Origin of the sequence: Streptomyces sp. NP160 (assembly GCF_006335115.1) — a bacterium.
In the GTDB taxonomy this organism is placed as follows: domain Bacteria; phylum Actinomycetota; class Actinomycetes; order Actinomycetales; family Quadrisphaeraceae; genus Quadrisphaera.
In genome coordinates this window covers 274-16,496 of the sequence record NZ_VDMJ01000026.1, presented here as the reverse complement: position 1 = coordinate 16,496, position 16,223 = coordinate 274, and the positions used below count along the sequence as shown (strand labels likewise).

Sequence of the window (16,223 nt, the reverse complement as noted above, 5' to 3'; positions counted from 1 at the left end):
CCGACATCAGCGCCGGCTCCGCGCCGACCCCCGCGCTCGCGGGGAAGCCCAGCACCTCCCCGACCGCCCCGAAGGGCTCCGGCAGCTCCAGCAGCCAGGTCGGCCGGCCCGGCCGCGGGCAGCGGGCCAGCCGTCCCAACTGGATGGCCGGCATCTTCGGGTGGGTGTGGCTGGCGATCATCATCGTGCCGATCTACTGGATCGTCATCACCAGCCTGAAGCCCTCCAGCGAGTACTTCACGACCAACCCGCTGCTGCCCTCGACCTCTCCGACGCTGAGCGCCTACCAGCTGGTGCTGGAGAACGACTTCGCCATGTACTTCCTCAACAGCGCCATCGTGACGCTGGGCACCGTCATCCCGGCGGTGCTGATCTCCTTCATGGCGGCGTTCGCGATCGTGCGCGGCTCGGGGCGCTTCCTGCGCTTCACCAACGCGTTCCTGCTCATGGGCCTGGCGATCCCGCTGCAGGCGACGATCATCCCGGTCTACCTGCTGATCATCCGGCTGTCGCTGTACGACTCCCTGACCGCGCTGATCCTGCCGAGCATCGCCTTCTCGATCCCGCTGGCGGTGCTCGTGCTGAGCAACTTCATCCGCGACGTGCCGAACGAGCTGTTCGAGTCGATGCGCCTGGACGGCACCAGCGAGTGGGGCACCGCCTGGCGCCTCGCCTTCCCGCTGACCCGCCCCGCCGTCGCGACGGTCTCGATCTACACCGGCCTGCAGGTCTGGAACGGCTTCCTGCTGCCCCTGGTGCTGACCCAGAGCCCGGACCTGCGCGTGCTGCCGCTGGCGCTGTGGACCTTCCAGGGCCAGTACTCCGTCAACGTCCCCGCGGTCCTCGCGGCGGTCGTCCTCTCGACGCTGCCGATCCTCGTCTTCTACGTGGTCGGCCGTCGCCAGCTCGTCTCCGGCCTCACCGCCGGCTTCGGAAAGTGAGCCCTGCACCTCGTGAGCTCTGAGAACAAGCGCGCCCTCGTCACCCGCGGCGGCTGGGACGGGCACCAGCCCGTCGAGGCCACCGAGCTCTTCATCCCGTTCCTGCGCGACGCCGGCTTCGACGTCCGGGTGGAGGAGGGGCCCGCCGCCTACGCGGAGGCGGACTACATGGAGGGCCTGGACCTGGTGGTCCAGAGCATCACCATGTCGACCATCGAGGCCGACCAGCTGCGGGGGCTGATGACCGCCGTCGCGGCGGGCACCGGCTTCGCGGGGTGGCACGGCGGCATCGCCGACTCCTTCCGCAACAGCTCGGACTACCTGCAGCTGGTGGGCGGGCAGTTCGCCACGCACGCCGCGCTGCACCCGCCGGCTGACCGCCGGGGCGAGATGGAGGACAACTACGTCCCGCACCGCGTCGAGCTGACGGAGGCCGGCCGCCAGCACCCGATCACCTCGGTGCTGGACGACTTCGACCTCGCCACCGAGCAGTACTGGATCCTGTCGGACGACCTCAACGACGTGCTGGCCACCACCACCACGGACACCCGCGAGTGGGAGCCGTGGCACCGCCCGGTCACCTGCCCCGCGGTGTGGACCCGCGCCTGGGGTGAGGGCCGCGTCTTCGTGGCCACCCCGGGGCACCGCGTCGACGTCCTGCAGGACCCGAACGTCCGCACCCTCGTCGAGCGGGGCCTGCTGTGGGCCGGCCGCTCGCTCGAGACGACCTCGGAGGGGGAGCTGTGAGCCAGCCCCTGCGCGTCGGCGTCGTCGGCGCCGGAAAGATCAGCGAGCAGTACAGCCTCAACCTGTCCCGGCTGCCGCAGCTCGCGCTGACGGCCGTCGCCGACCTCGACACGGGACGGGCGGAGGCGCTGGCCGCCCAGCACCCCGGTGCCCGGGCGCTGCCGCTGCAGCAGCTCCTGGAGGCCGACGACGTCGACGTCGTCCTCAACCTGACCATCCCCGCGGCGCACGCCGAGGTGGCGCTGGCCGCGATCGCCGCGGGCAAGCACGTCTACGGCGAGAAGCCGCTGGCGGCGACGACGGCGGAGGGCCGGGCGGTGCTCGAGGCCGCCGCCGCAGCCGGCGTGCGCGTCGGCTGCGCGCCCGACACCGTGCTCGGCACCGGGGTGCAGACGGCACGAGCGGCGGTGGAGTCCGGGCTCATCGGCACCCCGCACGCCGCCACGGCGACGTTCGTGGCGCCGGGGCACGAGCTGTGGCACCCCTCGCCGGAGTTCTACTACGCGCCCGGCGGCGGCCCGCTGCTCGACATGGGCCCGTACTACCTGACCTCCCTGGTGCACCTGCTCGGTCCGGTGTCGCGGGTGACGGGGCTGGCGTCCGCGCCGCGCTCCACCCGCACCGTGGCCTCCGGCCCGAAGGCGGGGCTCGAGTTCCCCGTGACCACCCCCTCGCACGTCACCGGGCTGCTGCAGCACCGCGACGGCGCGCTGACCACCGTGGTGATGAGCTTCGACGTGTGGGGCTCGCGGGCGCCGCGCCTGGAGGTCCACGGGCCGGGGGGCTCGCTGTCGGTGCCGGACCCCAACTACTTCGAGGGCTCGGTGGAGATCTGCAGCCCCGACGTCGCCGGGCTCGACGAGTGGGGCCGCGCGCAGTGGAAGGAGCTCGAGCCGAGCGCCGGGTACCTGGGCGCCGGCCGCGGAGAGGGCCTCGCCGACCTCGGTCTGGCGATCTCCGCGGGCGCCGCGCACCGCGCGTCGGGCGAGGTGGCGCTGCACGTGCTCGACGTCATGGAGCAGGTGCTGGGCTCGGCCGCCTCCGGCGGCGCTCCGGTGGACATCACCAGCACGTGCGAGCGCCCCGAGCCCGTCGCCGGGCTCGTCGACCTGACGGCGCAGACCACCGCCGCCTGACACCCCCACCCACCGTGATCGTGGAGCTGACGCCGTGAGCACCGACCTTCCTGCACGTCCCGTCGCCGACGTCGACCCGTCGACGCCGCTGAGCCCCGAGCGCGCGGCGCGCGTCGAGGAGCTGGTCGGCGCCATGACGGTGGAGGAGAAGCTCTACCAGCTGGTGGGCCTGTGGGAGGGCCGCGGCGGCACCGGGGAGGGCGGTGACGTCGCCCCCATGGCCGACGCCATGCAGGGCGACGCGCCCGACTCGCTCGAGGGCTACGCCCTGGCCGGCCTCGGGCAGCTCACGCGCGTCTTCGGCACGACGCCCGTCGACGCGGTCGAGGGCGCCCGCGGGCTGGTCGCCAAGCAGCGCTGGCTGCAGGAGCGCTCGCGCCACGGCGTCCCGGCGCTCGTGCACGAGGAGTGCCTCACCGGCCTCGCGGCCTGGGGCGCCACCACGTTCCCCGCCCCCCTCAGCTGGGGGGCCAGCTTCGACGAAGGTCTCGTGGAGCAGCTCGGCGCCGCCATCGGCGAGTCGATGCGCTCCCTCGGCGTCCACCAGGGTCTGGCGCCGGTCCTCGACGTGGTCCGCGACGCGCGCTGGGGGCGCGTCGAGGAGTGCATCAGCGAGGACCCCCACCTGGTGGGCGAGGTGGCGACGGCGTACGTGCGGGGGGTCCAGTCCGCCGGCGTCGTCGCCACCCTCAAGCACTTCGTCGGGTACTCCAACAGCCGCGCCGGCCGCAACCTCGCGCCCGTCCACGCCGGCCCGCGAGAGCTGGCCGACGTGCTGCTGGTGCCCTTCGAGATGGCCCTGCTCGACGGCGGCGTCGGCTCGGTGATGAACAGCTACGCCGAGGTCGACGGCGTGCCCGTGGCCGCGGACGCCTCGCTGCTGACCGAGCTGCTGCGCGAGCGGTGGGGCTTCGAGGGCACCGTGGTGGCCGACTACTTCTCCGTGGCGTTCCTCCAGACGCTGCACGGCGTGGCCGCCGACGTCGCCGACGCCGGCGCGCAGGCCCTCGAGGCCGGCATCGACGTGGAGCTGCCCACCGGCGTCGCCTACCTGGCGCTCGCGGACGCCGTGCGCAGCGGCGCGGTGCCCGAGGCGCTCGTCGACCGGGCGCTGCGCCGCGTGCTGACCCAGAAGGCGGCCCTCGGGCTGCTCGACCCCGGCTACGACCCGTCCGTCGACCTCGACGCCATCGACCTCGACCCACCGGCCCACCGCGACCTCGCCCGGCGGCTGGCCGAGGAGTCCGTGGTGCTGCTGTCCAACGACGGCTCCCTGCCGCTCTCGACGACGGCGAAGCGCGTCGCCGTGGTCGGGCCCAACGCCGACGACCCGTCCGCGCTGTTCGGCTGCTACTCCTTCGCCAACCACGTGCTGGCGCAGCACCCCGGCACGCCGATGCGCCTCACGGTGCCGCCGGTGCTCGAGGCCCTGCGCTCCGAGCTGGCGGGCGCGGAGCTGGTGCACGCGCGCGGCTGCGACGTGGAGGGTGCGGACACCTCCGGCTTCGGGGAGGCGGTCGAGGCGGCGCGGGGCGCGGACGCCGTCGTCGTCGTCCTCGGCGACCGGGCGGGGCTGTTCGGCCGCGGGACGTCCGGGGAGGGCTGCGACGCGGAGTCCCTCGACCTGCCCGGCGTGCAGCAGCAGCTGCTCGACGCCGTGCTGGACGGGGTGGAGCCCGGGACGCCCGTGGTGCTCGTGCTGCTCACCGGCCGGCCGTACGCCGTGGCCAGCGCCCTGGAGCGGTGCTCCGCCGTGGTGCAGGCGTTCTTCCCGGGGCAGGAGGGCGCCGGCGCCGTCGCCGGCGTGCTGTCCGGCCGGGTCAACCCCTCGGGGCACCTGCCCGTGACGCTGCCGCGCTCCGTCGGTGCGCAGCCCTACAGCTACCTGCACCCGATCCTCGGCGGGGCGTCGTCGGTGTCGAACATCGCCACCGAGCCGGTGCTGCCCTTCGGGCACGGCCTCAGCTACACGACCTTCGAGCGCTCCGACCTGCAGGTCGAGAGCGCCGAGGTGCCCACCGGCGGCTCGATCATCGCGTCCGTCGTGGTCACGAACACCGGCGAGCGCGCCGGCGCCGACGTCGTGCAGCTCTACGGGCACGACCCCGTCGCCTCGGTGACCCGGCCCGTCACGCAGCTGCTGGCGCACGCCCGGGTGGCGCTCGAGCCGGGGGAGTCCGTGCGGGTCCTCCTCGACGTCCCGACGCGCCGGCTGGCGCTCACCGACCGCCGCGGCGTGCGGGTGGTGGAGCCGGGTGCCGTGCAGCTGCGCGTCGGGCCTGACGCCGAGCACGTGGAGCTCACCGCCGACGTCGAGCTGGTCGGCGACGCGCACCCGGTGACGACGGCGGACCGCCGCACGGTGGTCACCGCGCTGGAGGCGCTCGCCTGAGGCGTCCCCCTCACGTGCCAGAGGCCCNNGGGCCTCTGGCACGTGAGGGCCGTGGCTCAGCCGGCGGCACCGTCGTCGGAGCCGAGCTGCACCTTGATGTCCTGCTGCTGGCCGCCGCGCACCACGGTGAGGGTGACGGTGTCGCCGGGGGCGCGGCTGCGGATCTGGGCCGTCAGCGACTCGGCGCTCGTGACGGAGGTCCCGTCGACGGCGGTGATGAAGTCGCCCTGCTGGATGCCGGCGCTGGCCGCGGCGCCGCCCTGGACGACCTCGGCCACCTCCGCCGCCTGGCGGCTCGTGCCGTCGACGGTGGCGATGCTGCTCTCGCTGGTCATGCTGACCCCGAGGCGGGCGTGCTCGGCCTTGCCGTTCTCGATGAGTTCCTTCGCCACCCGGTTCACCTCGTTGCCAGGGATGGCGAACCCGAGGCCGATGCTGCCGGCCGTGCCCGAGCCGTCCGAGGTCGAGGCGATCGAGGAGTTGATGCCGATGACCTGGCCCTTCGCGTCGACCAGCGGGCCGCCGGAGTTGCCGGGGTTGATGGCGGCGTCGGTCTGCAGCGCGTTGGTGACCACTGTCGTGTCGGACTGCTGCTGCTGGTTGAAGCCGAAGGGATCGGCCTGCTGCTGCTCCGACTCGCTGGCCTGAGTGGTCACCGGACGGTCGGTGGCCGAGATGATCCCGGTGGTCACCGTGTCCTGCAGGCCCAGCGGGTTGCCGATCGCCATGACGTTCTGCCCGACCGCGGCCTGGCTGGAGTCGCCGAAGGTGGCCGGCTTGAGGTCGCTCGGGGCGTTCTGGATCTGGATCACCGCGAGGTCCGTGGACGGGTCGGTGCCAGCGATCTTGCCCTGGTACACGCGGCCGTCGGACAGGATGATGCGGATCTGGGCGTTCGTGCCGGTGGCCGCGGTGGCGACGTGGTTGTTCGTCACCACGTGGCCGGAGGTGTCGTAGATGACGCCGGTGCCCTCACCGCCGGTCTGACCGTCGGAGACCTGGATCGTCACGACGCTGGGCTCCACGCTCTGCGCAACGGTGCCCCAGTCGACGCTGGACCCGATCGGGACGCTCTCCCCGGCGGTGCCGCCCGACGAGCTGGAGCCGCCGCTCGACCCGCCGAGCGTGCTGGAGGCCGACGCCGGTGCGGCGGTCTGGTCCGTGGCCTTGGCGCCCGCGAAGGCGATGCCGCCGCTCAGCAGCGCGGCGACGGCCGCCACGGCCACCACCCCGCCCCAGCTCGGACCGCGGCGCCCGCGGGTGGAGGTCGACGTGCCGCTGCCGCCACCGCCGTTCGGGTCCGCGCCCGGCGCGCCGTACCAGGCGGCGTGCTCACCGGCCGCCGGGTGCACGGCCGTGGGAGCCGAGCTGTGGCCGCCGAACTGGTGGCCGCCCTGAGGGTGCTGGCCGTGCTGTCCGTGCTGTCCGTGCTGTCCGTGCTGTCCGTGCTGTCCGTCCTGCCAGGTGGGCTGGGGGGCGGTCGGCGCCGAGCGGTACGGGTCGCGCGCCTGCTGCGGCCCGGTCTGCCCGCTGCCCACCCACCCCTCACCGGGCGGTGCCCAGGACGGCGTCTGGCCGTTCGGGGTCCCGGAACCGGCGGACTGGGTGTCGTGGCTCATGGTCATCTCTCCGTCAGGAGTGGGTGTGGCGGTACTCGTAGGAGACAACAGGAAGGCCCTGCACGCACCGTGGACGCTACCTGGGAGCCTCCTGGAAGCCGCGTCAGTCCTCCGAGCGGCCGCCGGCGCGGTGCCTCACGGCGGAGAGCACCGGGGCGACCACCTGCCGCAGCCCCTGCCGCACCAGTCCCGGGACCTGCTCGTCACCGTGCAGCGCGCTGCGCAGACCGCTCTCCACGGTCCCCAGCGCCTGCTCCGCCGACACGTGGGGCGGGATGATCGGGGTGGAGGGGTCGACCACGGCGTCGATGACGAACGGCCGGTCCGCCGACAGCGCCGCCGCCCACGCCGCGTCGACGTCCTCGGGGCGCTCGACCCGGGTGCCGGCGAGCCCCAGCAGCTGCGCCCACTGCGCGTACGGCACGTCCGGCAGCGACTGCGAGGCCGGGTCGGGCACCTCGCCGAGCTCGGCGCGGACCTCCCACGTCTCGAAGCTGAGGTCGCGGTTGTTGAGCACGAGGACGACGAGCCGTGGGTCGTCCCAGCCCTGCCACTCCTTCGCCACGGTGATGAGCTCGTTGACGCCGTTCATCTGCATGGCGCCGTCACCCACCAGCGCGACGACCGGCCGGTGCGGGTGCGCGGTCTTCGCCGCCAGCGAGTAGGGCAGCGCCCCGCCCATGCTCAGCAGCAGGCCGGACAGCGACCCGAACTGGCCGGGGCGCAGGTCGACGTCGCGGGCGTACCAGGCGGTCGCCGTGCCGCAGTCGACGGCGAGCAGCGCGTCGTCGGGCAGGTGGGCCTGCAGCCCCCGCACCACGGCCTCGGGGTTCACGGGGTCCGCGGACGCGGCGCAGCGGGCGTCGCGCACCGCGTCGTCGTCGCCCTTCCACGTGGCGATGCGCTCGCGCCAGGCGCCGTCACCGCGCGGGTGCAGCAGGGGGAGTAGGGCGGCGAGCGTCTCGGCGGCGTCACCGACGAGGTTGACCTCGGTGGGGGTGCGCAGGCCGCACGCGGCGCCGTCGAGGTCGACCTGCACGCTGCGGGCCTGGCCCGGCGGCGGGTAGTACTCGCCGTAGGGCATCGACGAGCCGACCACGAGCAGCGTGTCGCAGTGCTGCATGAGCTCGTAGCTGGCGCGGGTGCCGAGCAGGCCGATGGCGCCCGTGACCCACGGCAGCCTGTCGTCGAGGACGTGCTTGCCGAGCAGCGCCTTGGCCACGCCGGCGCCGAGGGCGTCGGCCACCGCGGTGAGCTCGGCGGTGGCGCCGGCGGCCCCGACGCCCGCGAGGACCGCGACCCGCTCGCCGGCGTTGAGGACGGCGGCCGCCTCGCGCAGCGCCGCCTGCGGCGGGGCGCCGGGGTCGGTGCTGGGGACGCTGGAGGTGTGGCTGTAGCCGTGGGCCACCGGGGTCTCGAGGACGGCGTCCTCGCTGCCCAGGTCGCTCGGGACGATGATCGCGCACACCGTGCGGTGGGCCAGCGCCGTGCGGCAGGCCTGGTCGACGGCGTGGATGACCTGGTCCGCGGAGGACAGCTGGATGACGTAGTCGGCGACGTCCTCGTAGAGGGCCTTGGCGTCGACCTCCTGGTAGAACCTCGTGCCCAGGGCCGGGGTGGCGGTCTGGCCGACGAGCGCCACGACGGGGACGCGGTCGAGCTTGGCGTCGTAGAGGCCGTTGAGGGCGTGGACCGCGCCCGGGCCGCCGGTGACGACGCAGGCGCCGATGGGAGAGCCGCCGTACTTGACGTCGGCGACGGCCGCGAAGGCGGCGGTCTCCTCGTGGCGCACCTGCACCAGCTGCGCGGCGCCCGCCCTGCGGGCGCGGGAGACGCCGGCCATGACGCCGCCGACGCCGTCCCCGGGGTAGCCGTAGTACCGGCGCACGCCCCAGCGGGCGAGGCGCTCCACCACGTGGTCCCCGACGGTCTTCGGCTCCGGCACGTCGGCCCACTGGCCGGTGCTCTGCTGCGGGCGGGTCTGCGTCACGGGCGTCCCCTACCCACTGCCCGCGCTCCTGATCACCCCCGACCCTTCCGCACTTTCCGCGGAAAGTGCGTCAAGGGCGGCGTCGGTGGCGCACCTTCTGCGGAAAGTGCGGAAGAGGGAGAGGGGGGACGACGACGGCGGCGGGAACGCCCCGAGCGCGGTGCCCGTTGACCGAGGCATGAGCACGCCGACGTCATCGACGCTGACCTGCCCGAAGTGCCACGGCGCCATGCGCAGCTACGAGCGCCACGGCGTCACGGTCGACCAGTGCACCGAGTGCCGCGGGATCTTCCTCGACCGCGGCGAGCTGGAGCGCCTCATCGACGCCGAGGCCGCCTACTACGACGACCGGCCGTCGGCGCCCCAGCAGCCCGAGCGGCCGCAGGGTCAGCCGTACGGACAGCAGGCACCCGGGTACGCGCAGCCGGCCTACGGGGCGGCGGCCGGTCCGGGCCACGACCCCCAGGCCCAGCGCACCGGGTCCAGCGCCCACGGCGCGCCGGCCCCCCAGCAGGGCTCGGGATCCGACCTCGGCAGGCTCGCGAGCGAGGTGTTCAAGCAGGTCAGCGCTTCGCGCTCGTCGTCGTCGAGCTCGTCGCAGCCCGGCGGCAAGCGGAAGAAGTCGTTCCTGGACCAGCTGCTCGGCTGACGCGGCAGGTAGCCGATCGCCCATGATCACGGGCGATCGGCCGTCCTGTCAGGCGGAGGTGGCCTCCGAGCCGGCGTGGGGGAGGTCGTCGGCGTCCACGATCGAGTACGCGTACCCCTGCTCCGCCAGGAAGCGCTGGCGGTGGGCGGCGAAGTCGGCGTCCACGGTGTCGCGGGCCACCACCGTGTAGAAGCGCGCGGTGCGGCCGTCGGACTTCGGGCGCAGCAGCCGGCCCAGGCGCTGGGCCTCCTCCTGCCGGGACCCGAAGGAGCCCGACACCTGCACCGCCAGCGAGGCCTCCGGCAGGTCGATCGAGAAGTTCGCGACCTTGGAGACCACCAGCACGTGCAGCTCACCGGCGCGGAAGGCGTCGAAGAGCCGCTGGCGCTCCGCCACGGACGTCTCGCCGGTGATGACGGGGGCGTCCAGGTGGTCGCCGATCTCGGCCAGCTGGTCGAGGTACTGCCCGATGACCAGCGTCTGCTCGCCCGGGTGCGAGCGCACCAGCCGCTCCACCACCCGCGTCTTGGACGACGACGTGGCGCACAGCCGGTACTTCTCCTCCGGCTCCGCCGTGGCGTAGGCGAGGCGCTCGCCGTCGGGCAGCGTCACGCGCACCTCGACGCAGTCGGCCGGGGCGATCCAGCCCTGCGCCTCGATGTCCTTCCACGGCGCGTCGAAGCGCTTGGGCCCGATGAGGGAGAACACCTCGCCCTCGCGGCCGTCCTCGCGCACCAGCGTGGCCGTCAGGCCGAGCCGGCGGCGGGCCTGCAGGTCCGCCGTCATCCGGAAGATCGGCGCGGGCAGCAGGTGCACCTCGTCGTAGACGACGAGGCCCCAGTCGCGCGCGTCGAGCAGCTCGAGGTGCGGGTAGACGCCCTTCCGCTTGGTCGTGAGCACCTGGTAGGTGGCGATGGTGACCGGCCGGACCTCCTTCTTGGAGCCCGTGTACTCGCCGATCTCGTCCTCGGTGAGGCTCGTGCGCTTCAGCAGCTCGCTGCGCCACTGCCGGGCGCTCACGGTGTTGGTGACGAGCACCAGCGTGGTCGCCTTCGCCTTGGCCATCGCGCCGGCGCCGACGATGGTCTTGCCGGCGCCGCAGGGCAGCACGACCACGCCGGAGCCGCCGTCCCAGAAGCCGTCGACGGCCTGCTGCTGGTAGGGGCGCACCGCCCAGCCGTCCTCGTCCAGCTCGATGGGGTGCGCCTCGCCGTCCACGTAGCCGGCGAGGTCCTCGGCGGGCCACCCCAGCTTGAGGAGCACCTGCTTGAGGTTGCCGCGCTCGGAGGGGTGCACCAGCACCGTCTCCCGGTCCAGGCGCTCGCCGACCAGGGGCGCGACCTTCTTGGAGCGCAGCACCTCCTCCAGCACCGGCACGTCGGTGGCGTGCAGGACGAGGCGGTCGCCGTCCTTCTCCAGGCGCAGGCGGCCGTACCGGTCCATCGTCTCGGCGACGTCCACCAGCAGCGCGTGCGGCACCGGGTAGCGCGAGTGCTCGATGAGGGCGTCGACCACCTGCTCGGCGTCGTGGCCCGCGGCGCGCGCGTTCCACAGGCCGAGCGGGGTGATGCGGTAGGTGTGGACGTGCTCGGGGGCCCGCTCCAGCTCCGCGAACGGCGCGATGGCCTTGCGGGCAGCGGGCGAGGCCGGGTGGTCGACCTCGAGCAGCAGCGTCTTGTCGCTCTGGACGATGAGGGGGCCGTCGGTCACCGCAGGGTCAACTCCGTCGCGCCCGTGCTGCTTCCCGTGCTGCTCCCCGTGCTCACACCGACACGCCCTCGCCGGTGACCGTGCCGCCCCCGCCGCCGCCGTAGCTGAACAGCAGGACGACGCCGACGACGACGAGCAGGCCGAGCAGCACGGTCACCGCGCCGAAGGTGATCCAGCCGGTGCGGGTCGTGCGGCGCGCGCCCGCCGGGTCGCTGCTGCTGCGCGCCAGCGCGACCGCCGAGAAGATCGCGGGGACGACGTAGAGCAGCCCCGCGACGGTCCACGACAGCACGAGGGTGAGCAGCCCCGAGAGGACGACGAGCACGATCGCGCCGGTCGGCGCCTGCCCGCGGGGCGCGGCCGAGGCCGGCACCCCGGCGTAGCCGTACCCCTGCGGCGGCTGGCCGTACCCGGGCGGGGGTCCGTAGGCGGGCTGGGGGCCCTGGCCGTAGGGGCCGTAGGGGCCGTCGGGCGCCGGGGGAGCGGGCTGCGGGGGAGGCGCGGGCTGCTGTGCCGGCCAGCCCGGCTGGGCCCACCCGCCGGTGCCGCGGTCGTGGACCGACGGCTGCTCGGACACCTGCGGGTGGCTGGGACCCGCCGACGGCTCGACCGGCTGCTCGCCGGCAGGGGCGTCCCACGACGAGTGGTGCGGGTCCTGGGTCACGCACGTCCTTCCCGAGGCAGAGCAGTCCGCCCACGGTAGTCGCAGACGCGTCAGGCGAGGGCGACGCCGCTGATGCGGTGCACCGACATGGTCCGCACCTGGCCGGACTCCGCGTCCAGGGCCGTGACCAGCCCGCCGTCCACCGCCACCGGCGACAGCTGGCGCACCGTCAGGCGCCCCGCCGCGTCCGACATGCCCACCCACACCGCGCGGCCGGCGCTCGCGGCGTCGCGCAGCGCCGCCAGCGCGGACGCCGGGTCGGTGGCGGTCAGCGACGGCGGCTCACCGCGCCCGTCGGCCTCCGCCGCCGCACGGCGCACCGCCTCGACGTCCCCGGTGCGCAGCCCGGCGACCACCGCGGCCGCCTGCCCCTCGCCGGGCGCGGGCGGGTCCCCCGTGACGGGGCGCGGCACCTGGCGCGGCGGGGTGCGCCGGGCCTGCGGGGCCCGGACCACCACGTCGCCGTCGCCGCCCTCCACCGCGGGCGCCAGTCCCATGGCGCGCAGCACCTCGAGCACGGTGGCGGGGTCGGCCTGGGCCGCTGCGACGGTCGGCGCGAGCCGCCGCAGGCGCAGCGGAGCGGCGGCGCGCGCCGTGAGCACCTCGGCGAGGGAGGCCTCGTCGTCGCTGCGCAGGTAGGAGGACGCCACGCCCACCCGCAGCCGCCCGTGGCGGCGGGCGACGTCGCGCACGAGCACCTCCAGCGCCTGAGGCACCGGGGTGGTGGAGGCGCCGCGCAGGAACGCCAGCACGTCGTCCGCGGAGCGGCCCACGTCCATCGCGCGCCGCACCGACGCCGGCGTGAAGCGGTAGACGGTGGCGCCGCCGCGGGAGTCGACGTCGGCCACCAGCGCCAGCTCCACCGCCACGGTCCGCACCAGGGGGCCGGGCGCGACGGCCGTGAGGTCGGCCTGCAGCAGCACCTGCTCGACCGGCTCGGGCAGCAGCTGCGCGAGCACCTCGGCCGGTTCGCCCTCCAGCAGCGCCCGGCCGTGCGCCGCGACCGCGCCGAGCCCCAGCGCGCCCAGCCACGCGCCCTCGCGCAGCGCCCACGCCACCAGGCGCGGTGCCAGCGCCCCGGACCGCCGCGGCGCCTGCCAGCGCACCCGCTCCAGCAGGGCGGTCTCGCTCGCGCCGGTGCCCGGCTCGAGCGAGGCCAGCGCCTCGAGCACCATCCGGCGCACGGGCGCGGCCGAGGTCCTGTCGAGGTCGTCCGAGAGCGCGGTGCGGGCGGTGCCGCGCGCGTCCTTCTCGCCGACCAGGCCTGGCACCCGTGAGGTGCGCAGCCACGCGGAGGCCAGCACGGCCCACCGCTGCGGCACGCCCAGCGCGAGCCAGTCGTCGGAGGCGGGGGTCGGCGCCCACGCGGCGTCGGCCTCGCCGTCGTCGCCCACCAGGCCCGCGGCGCGGGCGAGCTCGGCCCAGAACGCGGCCTGCTCGCCGTCCACCTCCAGCCGGTCGCCGAGGCGCTTCAGCTCGCGCACGCCCAGGCCGCCGGCGCGCAGCACCGGCGGGGGCGCCGCGCTCCACGCGGTGAGCAGCGACTCGACCAGCCGCACCGCCTCCGCGGCCTGGCCCGCCGCGGCCCCGTCGACCAGGGAGGGCCGCCGGGCGGCGCTGGCGGAGGGGGACGACGGCGCGGCCAGCGGCGGCGGCGCGTCGTCGAGGCCCGCGAGCACGGCGCCGCCCCGCAGCGCCACCGCCACCTCGCGCGGCAGCACCACGTGGCCGGGGCCGGCGGAGGCGAGCAGGCCGCGCGCCAGCAGCCACTCCAGGGGCGTGCCCGCGTCCGCGGTGCGCACGGCCCGGTCGGCGCCGGCCACGGCACCCGTGGGCGGGCCCCAGGTCAGCCTGTCGAGCAGGTCGCGGGAGGCCGCCGGGGCGCCGGCGAGCAGGTCGCCCAGGCGGGACGGGTCGGACAGGAGTGCGGCGACGGCGTCGAGGTCGGCCACGGGGTCGCCGGAGCTGGGCAGGTCCAGGTCCTCGGTGAGCTCGCGCACGCGGGCTGGCGAGCGGGTGCCCAGGGCCTCCCGCAGGGTGGCGCCCAGCCCGGCGGGGGTCGGGCCGAGCACGTCGGCGGCGGTGCGCACCGGGCGCAGCGCGGAGTCCGGTCCCCACACCAGGGCCAGGGCGTGCAGGCGCCGCAGGTGGGGCAGCACCCGCGCCCGCGGTGCGGCGCACGCGCGCACCAGCGCGGGCAGCGCCACCGGCTCGGCGGCGGGTCCCGCCACCGCCACGAGCGCCTCGAGCACCTGCAGCTGCGGCGTGGTGAGCCTGTCGACGGCGCGCTGGGTGCTGACGCGCGTGCTCGCCCGGGCGGCGAGCGAGGAGGTGTCGCCGGGGACCGGAGCAGCGAGGTCGGGGCGGCTGAGCAGGAGGTCGGCCAGCGCGTCGTCGTCGCGCGAGCGCAGGTCGTCGGCCAGGGAGCGGGGGGCCGGCACCGGAACACCGTACGCGCGGAACCTCCTCGACCCTCCCGGTAGGCTGGCTGGTAGGGCCGCAGCGCCGCGGCGCACACCCCCCCGACCACGTCCACGAGAGTCCTGAGGTCCCACCGTGCCCACTGGCAAGGTCAAGTGGTTCGACGCCGACCGCGGTTTCGGCTTCCTCGCCACCGACGACGGCGAGGAGGTGTTCCTGCACGCCTCCGCGCTGCCCGCGGGCACCGCCACCGTCAAGCAGGGCACCCGGCTGGAGTTCGGCGTGGCCGACGGGCGCCGCGGCAAGCAGGCGCTGTCCGTGAAGGTGCTGGAGCCGTCCCACTCCGTGGTGGCCGCCCAGCGCAAGCCCGCCGAGGACATGGTCGGCATCGTCGAGGACCTCATCAAGGTGCTCGAGGGCCTGTCCGGCCAGCTGCGCCGCGGCCGCTACCCCGACCGCGCCAGCACCGGCAAGGTCGCCGCGGTGCTGCGCAAGGTCGCCGACGACCTCGACGCCTGACCGACCGACCGACCGACCGTCCGACCGACCGTCCGACTGCTCGACAGGAGCGAACCGTGCCCGCCACGCGCACCCGCCGTCCCGTGCTCGACGCCGTCGCCGCGGCCGCCGTCGACCTGGCCCGCGCGGCCGCCGAGGAGGTCTCCCGCGAGACCTCCGGCGGCCCGTCCACGGTCGGCGACCACCTCGGCGCCGCCCCCGAGGGCGACCGCGTGGTGGTGCACCGCTTCGCCTCCACCGACCCCGGCTACCGGGACTGGGCGTGGACCGTGGTCTTGGCGCGCGCCTCGCGCGCCAAGACCGCCACGGTCAGCGAGGTGGCGCTGCTGCCCGAGGCCGGCGCGGTGCTGGCCCCCGCGTGGCTGCCGTGGGACGAGCGGCTGCGCCCCGGCGACGTCGGCCCGCACGACGTGCTGCCCCGCATCCCCGACGACCCGCGCCTCGAGCCCGGCTACACCGCCGTGCCCGGCACCCGCCCCGACGGCGAGGAGGGGGAGGACGCCGACAGGGTCGCCCTGTGGGAGCTCGGCCTGGGCCGCGCCCGCGTGCTCTCGCCCGAGGGCCGCGACGACGCCGCCACCCGCTGGTACACCGGCTCCCACGGGCCCACCGCCGAGCAGGCGCGGGCGTCGGCGGCGCCGTGCGCCTCGTGCGGCTTCTACCTGCGCCTCGCCGGCCCTCTGAGCACCGTCTTCGGCGTGTGCGCCAACGAGTGGTCGCCCTCGGACGGCCGGGTGGTCTCGGTCGACCACGGCTGCGGCGCCCACAGCGAGACGGACCAGGTGCTCGAGCCCGAGCCCCGCGGCTCGCTCGTGCTCGACGAGCGCGGTGTCGACCCCGTCTGAGCTCCCTGCCGACCCGTTCGGCGCCGCGGCGCTGCGCCGGGCCGCCCTCGACGCGTGGGCGGCGTCGCCGGACCGGTTCCGCGAGGACGCCAACGCCGAGGAGGACGCCGCGCTCGGCGCCTACCGCGACCGCGCGGTGGTGGAGCTGGCGCAGAACGCCGCCGACGCAGCGGCCCGCTCCGGCGCACCCGGGCGCCTCGTCCTGCGCCTCGAGGGCGCCCGGCTGCTCGCGCTGAACACCGGCGCCCCGCTCGACGCGGACGGCGTGCGCGCGCTGTCCTCCCTGCGCGCCTCCGCCAAGCGGGCTTCGCCGGCGCTGACGGGGCGGTTCGGCGTCGGGGCGGCGTCCGTGCTGGCGGTCAGCGACGACGCCACCTGGTGCACCCGCACCGGCGGGGTCCGCTTCAGCGCCGACCTCACCCGCGCCGCGGTGGCCGCTGGGGCCCCGGCGGAGCTCGACGCGGCGCTGGCCGCGCGCGGAGGCGCGGTGCCCGTGCTGCGGCTGCCGTTCGCCGTGGACGTCGACGACGACGTGCGCGAGCTCCTGGACGCGGAGGGCTGCGACACCGCCGTCGTCGTCGTCCTGCGCG

Annotated in this window: 13 protein-coding genes; 8 read left to right on the top strand and 5 right to left on the bottom strand. The window is 75.6% G+C overall.

Annotated features, from left to right (window positions below):
* Nucleotides 1-5: 5 nt before the first annotated feature.
* From FHN55_RS14550 to FHN55_RS14535, 4 genes are all read left to right on the top strand, one after another.
* Nucleotides 6-941, top strand: coding sequence for a carbohydrate ABC transporter permease (locus FHN55_RS14550; RefSeq protein ID WP_373995740.1), 936 nt, complete (start codon nucleotides 6-8; stop codon nucleotides 939-941).
* A 12-nt stretch (nucleotides 942-953) separates the two neighbouring features.
* Nucleotides 954-1,688, top strand: coding sequence for a ThuA domain-containing protein (locus FHN55_RS14545; protein ID WP_139713051.1), 735 nt, complete (start codon nucleotides 954-956; stop codon nucleotides 1,686-1,688).
* Entirely contained in the window at nucleotides 1,685-2,824 is a 1,140-nt protein-coding gene (locus tag FHN55_RS14540) for a Gfo/Idh/MocA family protein (RefSeq protein WP_139713050.1), read from the top strand. The genes FHN55_RS14545 and FHN55_RS14540 overlap by 4 nt, the downstream gene beginning before the upstream one ends.
* A 133-nt stretch (nucleotides 2,825-2,957) precedes the next feature.
* Entirely contained in the window at nucleotides 2,958-5,216 is a 2,259-nt protein-coding gene (locus tag FHN55_RS14535; RefSeq protein ID WP_139713068.1) for a glycoside hydrolase family 3 N-terminal domain-containing protein, read from the top strand.
* Nucleotides 5,217-5,272: 56 nt separating this feature from the next.
* Here the strand turns inward: FHN55_RS14535 and FHN55_RS14530 are convergent, their stop codons facing one another.
* Together FHN55_RS14530 and FHN55_RS14520 are read right to left on the bottom strand one after the other, a co-directional pair.
* Nucleotides 5,273-6,835, bottom strand: a complete 1,563-nt coding sequence (locus FHN55_RS14530; protein ID WP_180357847.1) for a S1C family serine protease — start codon at nucleotides 6,833-6,835, stop codon at nucleotides 5,273-5,275.
* A gap of 103 nt (nucleotides 6,836-6,938) precedes the next feature.
* Nucleotides 6,939-8,825, bottom strand: a complete 1,887-nt coding sequence (locus tag FHN55_RS14520; RefSeq protein ID WP_257571010.1) for a thiamine pyrophosphate-requiring protein — start codon at nucleotides 8,823-8,825, stop codon at nucleotides 6,939-6,941.
* Between the two features lie 178 nt (nucleotides 8,826-9,003).
* Between FHN55_RS14520 and FHN55_RS24290 the strand changes: the two genes are divergently transcribed.
* A complete protein-coding gene (locus FHN55_RS24290; protein ID WP_139713047.1) occupies nucleotides 9,004-9,474 on the top strand; it encodes a zf-TFIIB domain-containing protein in 471 nt (156 codons plus the stop codon).
* A gap of 48 nt (nucleotides 9,475-9,522) precedes the next feature.
* Here the strand turns inward: FHN55_RS24290 and FHN55_RS14510 are convergent, their stop codons facing one another.
* Genes FHN55_RS14510 through FHN55_RS14500 form a run of 3 tightly spaced genes read right to left on the bottom strand, consistent with a single transcriptional unit; the run spans nucleotide 9,523 to nucleotide 14,289 of the window.
* Nucleotides 9,523-11,184 (bottom strand): DNA repair helicase XPB, encoded by a 1,662-nt coding sequence (locus tag FHN55_RS14510; RefSeq protein ID WP_139713046.1) that lies wholly within the window; start codon nucleotides 11,182-11,184, stop codon nucleotides 9,523-9,525.
* Between the two features lie 52 nt (nucleotides 11,185-11,236).
* Complete coding sequence (locus FHN55_RS14505; RefSeq protein WP_139713045.1) at nucleotides 11,237-11,848, bottom strand: hypothetical protein; 612 nt, start codon at nucleotides 11,846-11,848, stop codon at nucleotides 11,237-11,239.
* Nucleotides 11,849-11,898: 50 nt separating this feature from the next.
* Nucleotides 11,899-14,289 carry a helicase-associated domain-containing protein gene (locus FHN55_RS14500; RefSeq protein WP_139713044.1) on the bottom strand — a complete coding sequence of 797 codons (2,391 nt, stop codon included), beginning with the start codon at nucleotides 14,287-14,289 and terminating at the stop codon, nucleotides 11,899-11,901.
* Between the two features lie 115 nt (nucleotides 14,290-14,404).
* On the opposite strand from FHN55_RS14500, the gene FHN55_RS14495 reads away from it, so the two are divergent.
* From FHN55_RS14495 to FHN55_RS14485, 3 genes are all read left to right on the top strand, one after another.
* Nucleotides 14,405-14,788, top strand: a complete 384-nt coding sequence (locus FHN55_RS14495; RefSeq protein ID WP_139713043.1) for a cold-shock protein — start codon at nucleotides 14,405-14,407, stop codon at nucleotides 14,786-14,788.
* 56 nt (nucleotides 14,789-14,844) lie between these two features.
* A complete protein-coding gene (locus tag FHN55_RS14490; RefSeq protein ID WP_139713042.1) occupies nucleotides 14,845-15,633 on the top strand; it encodes a DUF3027 domain-containing protein in 789 nt (262 codons plus the stop codon).
* Nucleotides 15,617-16,223: sacsin N-terminal ATP-binding-like domain-containing protein (locus tag FHN55_RS14485; protein WP_373995739.1), on the top strand; the 607-nt coding region annotated here is incomplete at its 3' end. The genes FHN55_RS14490 and FHN55_RS14485, both read left to right, overlap by 17 nt.

Bases quoted from the DNA above. Each gene is read 5' to 3' on its own strand.
- FHN55_RS24290 (WP_139713047.1), top strand. From the start codon at position 9,004: ATGAGCACGCCGACGTCATCGACGCTGACCTGCCCGAAGTGCCACGGC.
- FHN55_RS14535 (WP_139713068.1), top strand. From the start codon at position 2,958: ATGACGGTGGAGGAGAAGCTCTACCAGCTGGTGGGCCTGTGGGAGGGC.
- FHN55_RS14530 (WP_180357847.1), bottom strand. From the start codon at position 6,835: ATGAGCCACGACACCCAGTCCGCCGGTTCCGGGACCCCGAACGGCCAG.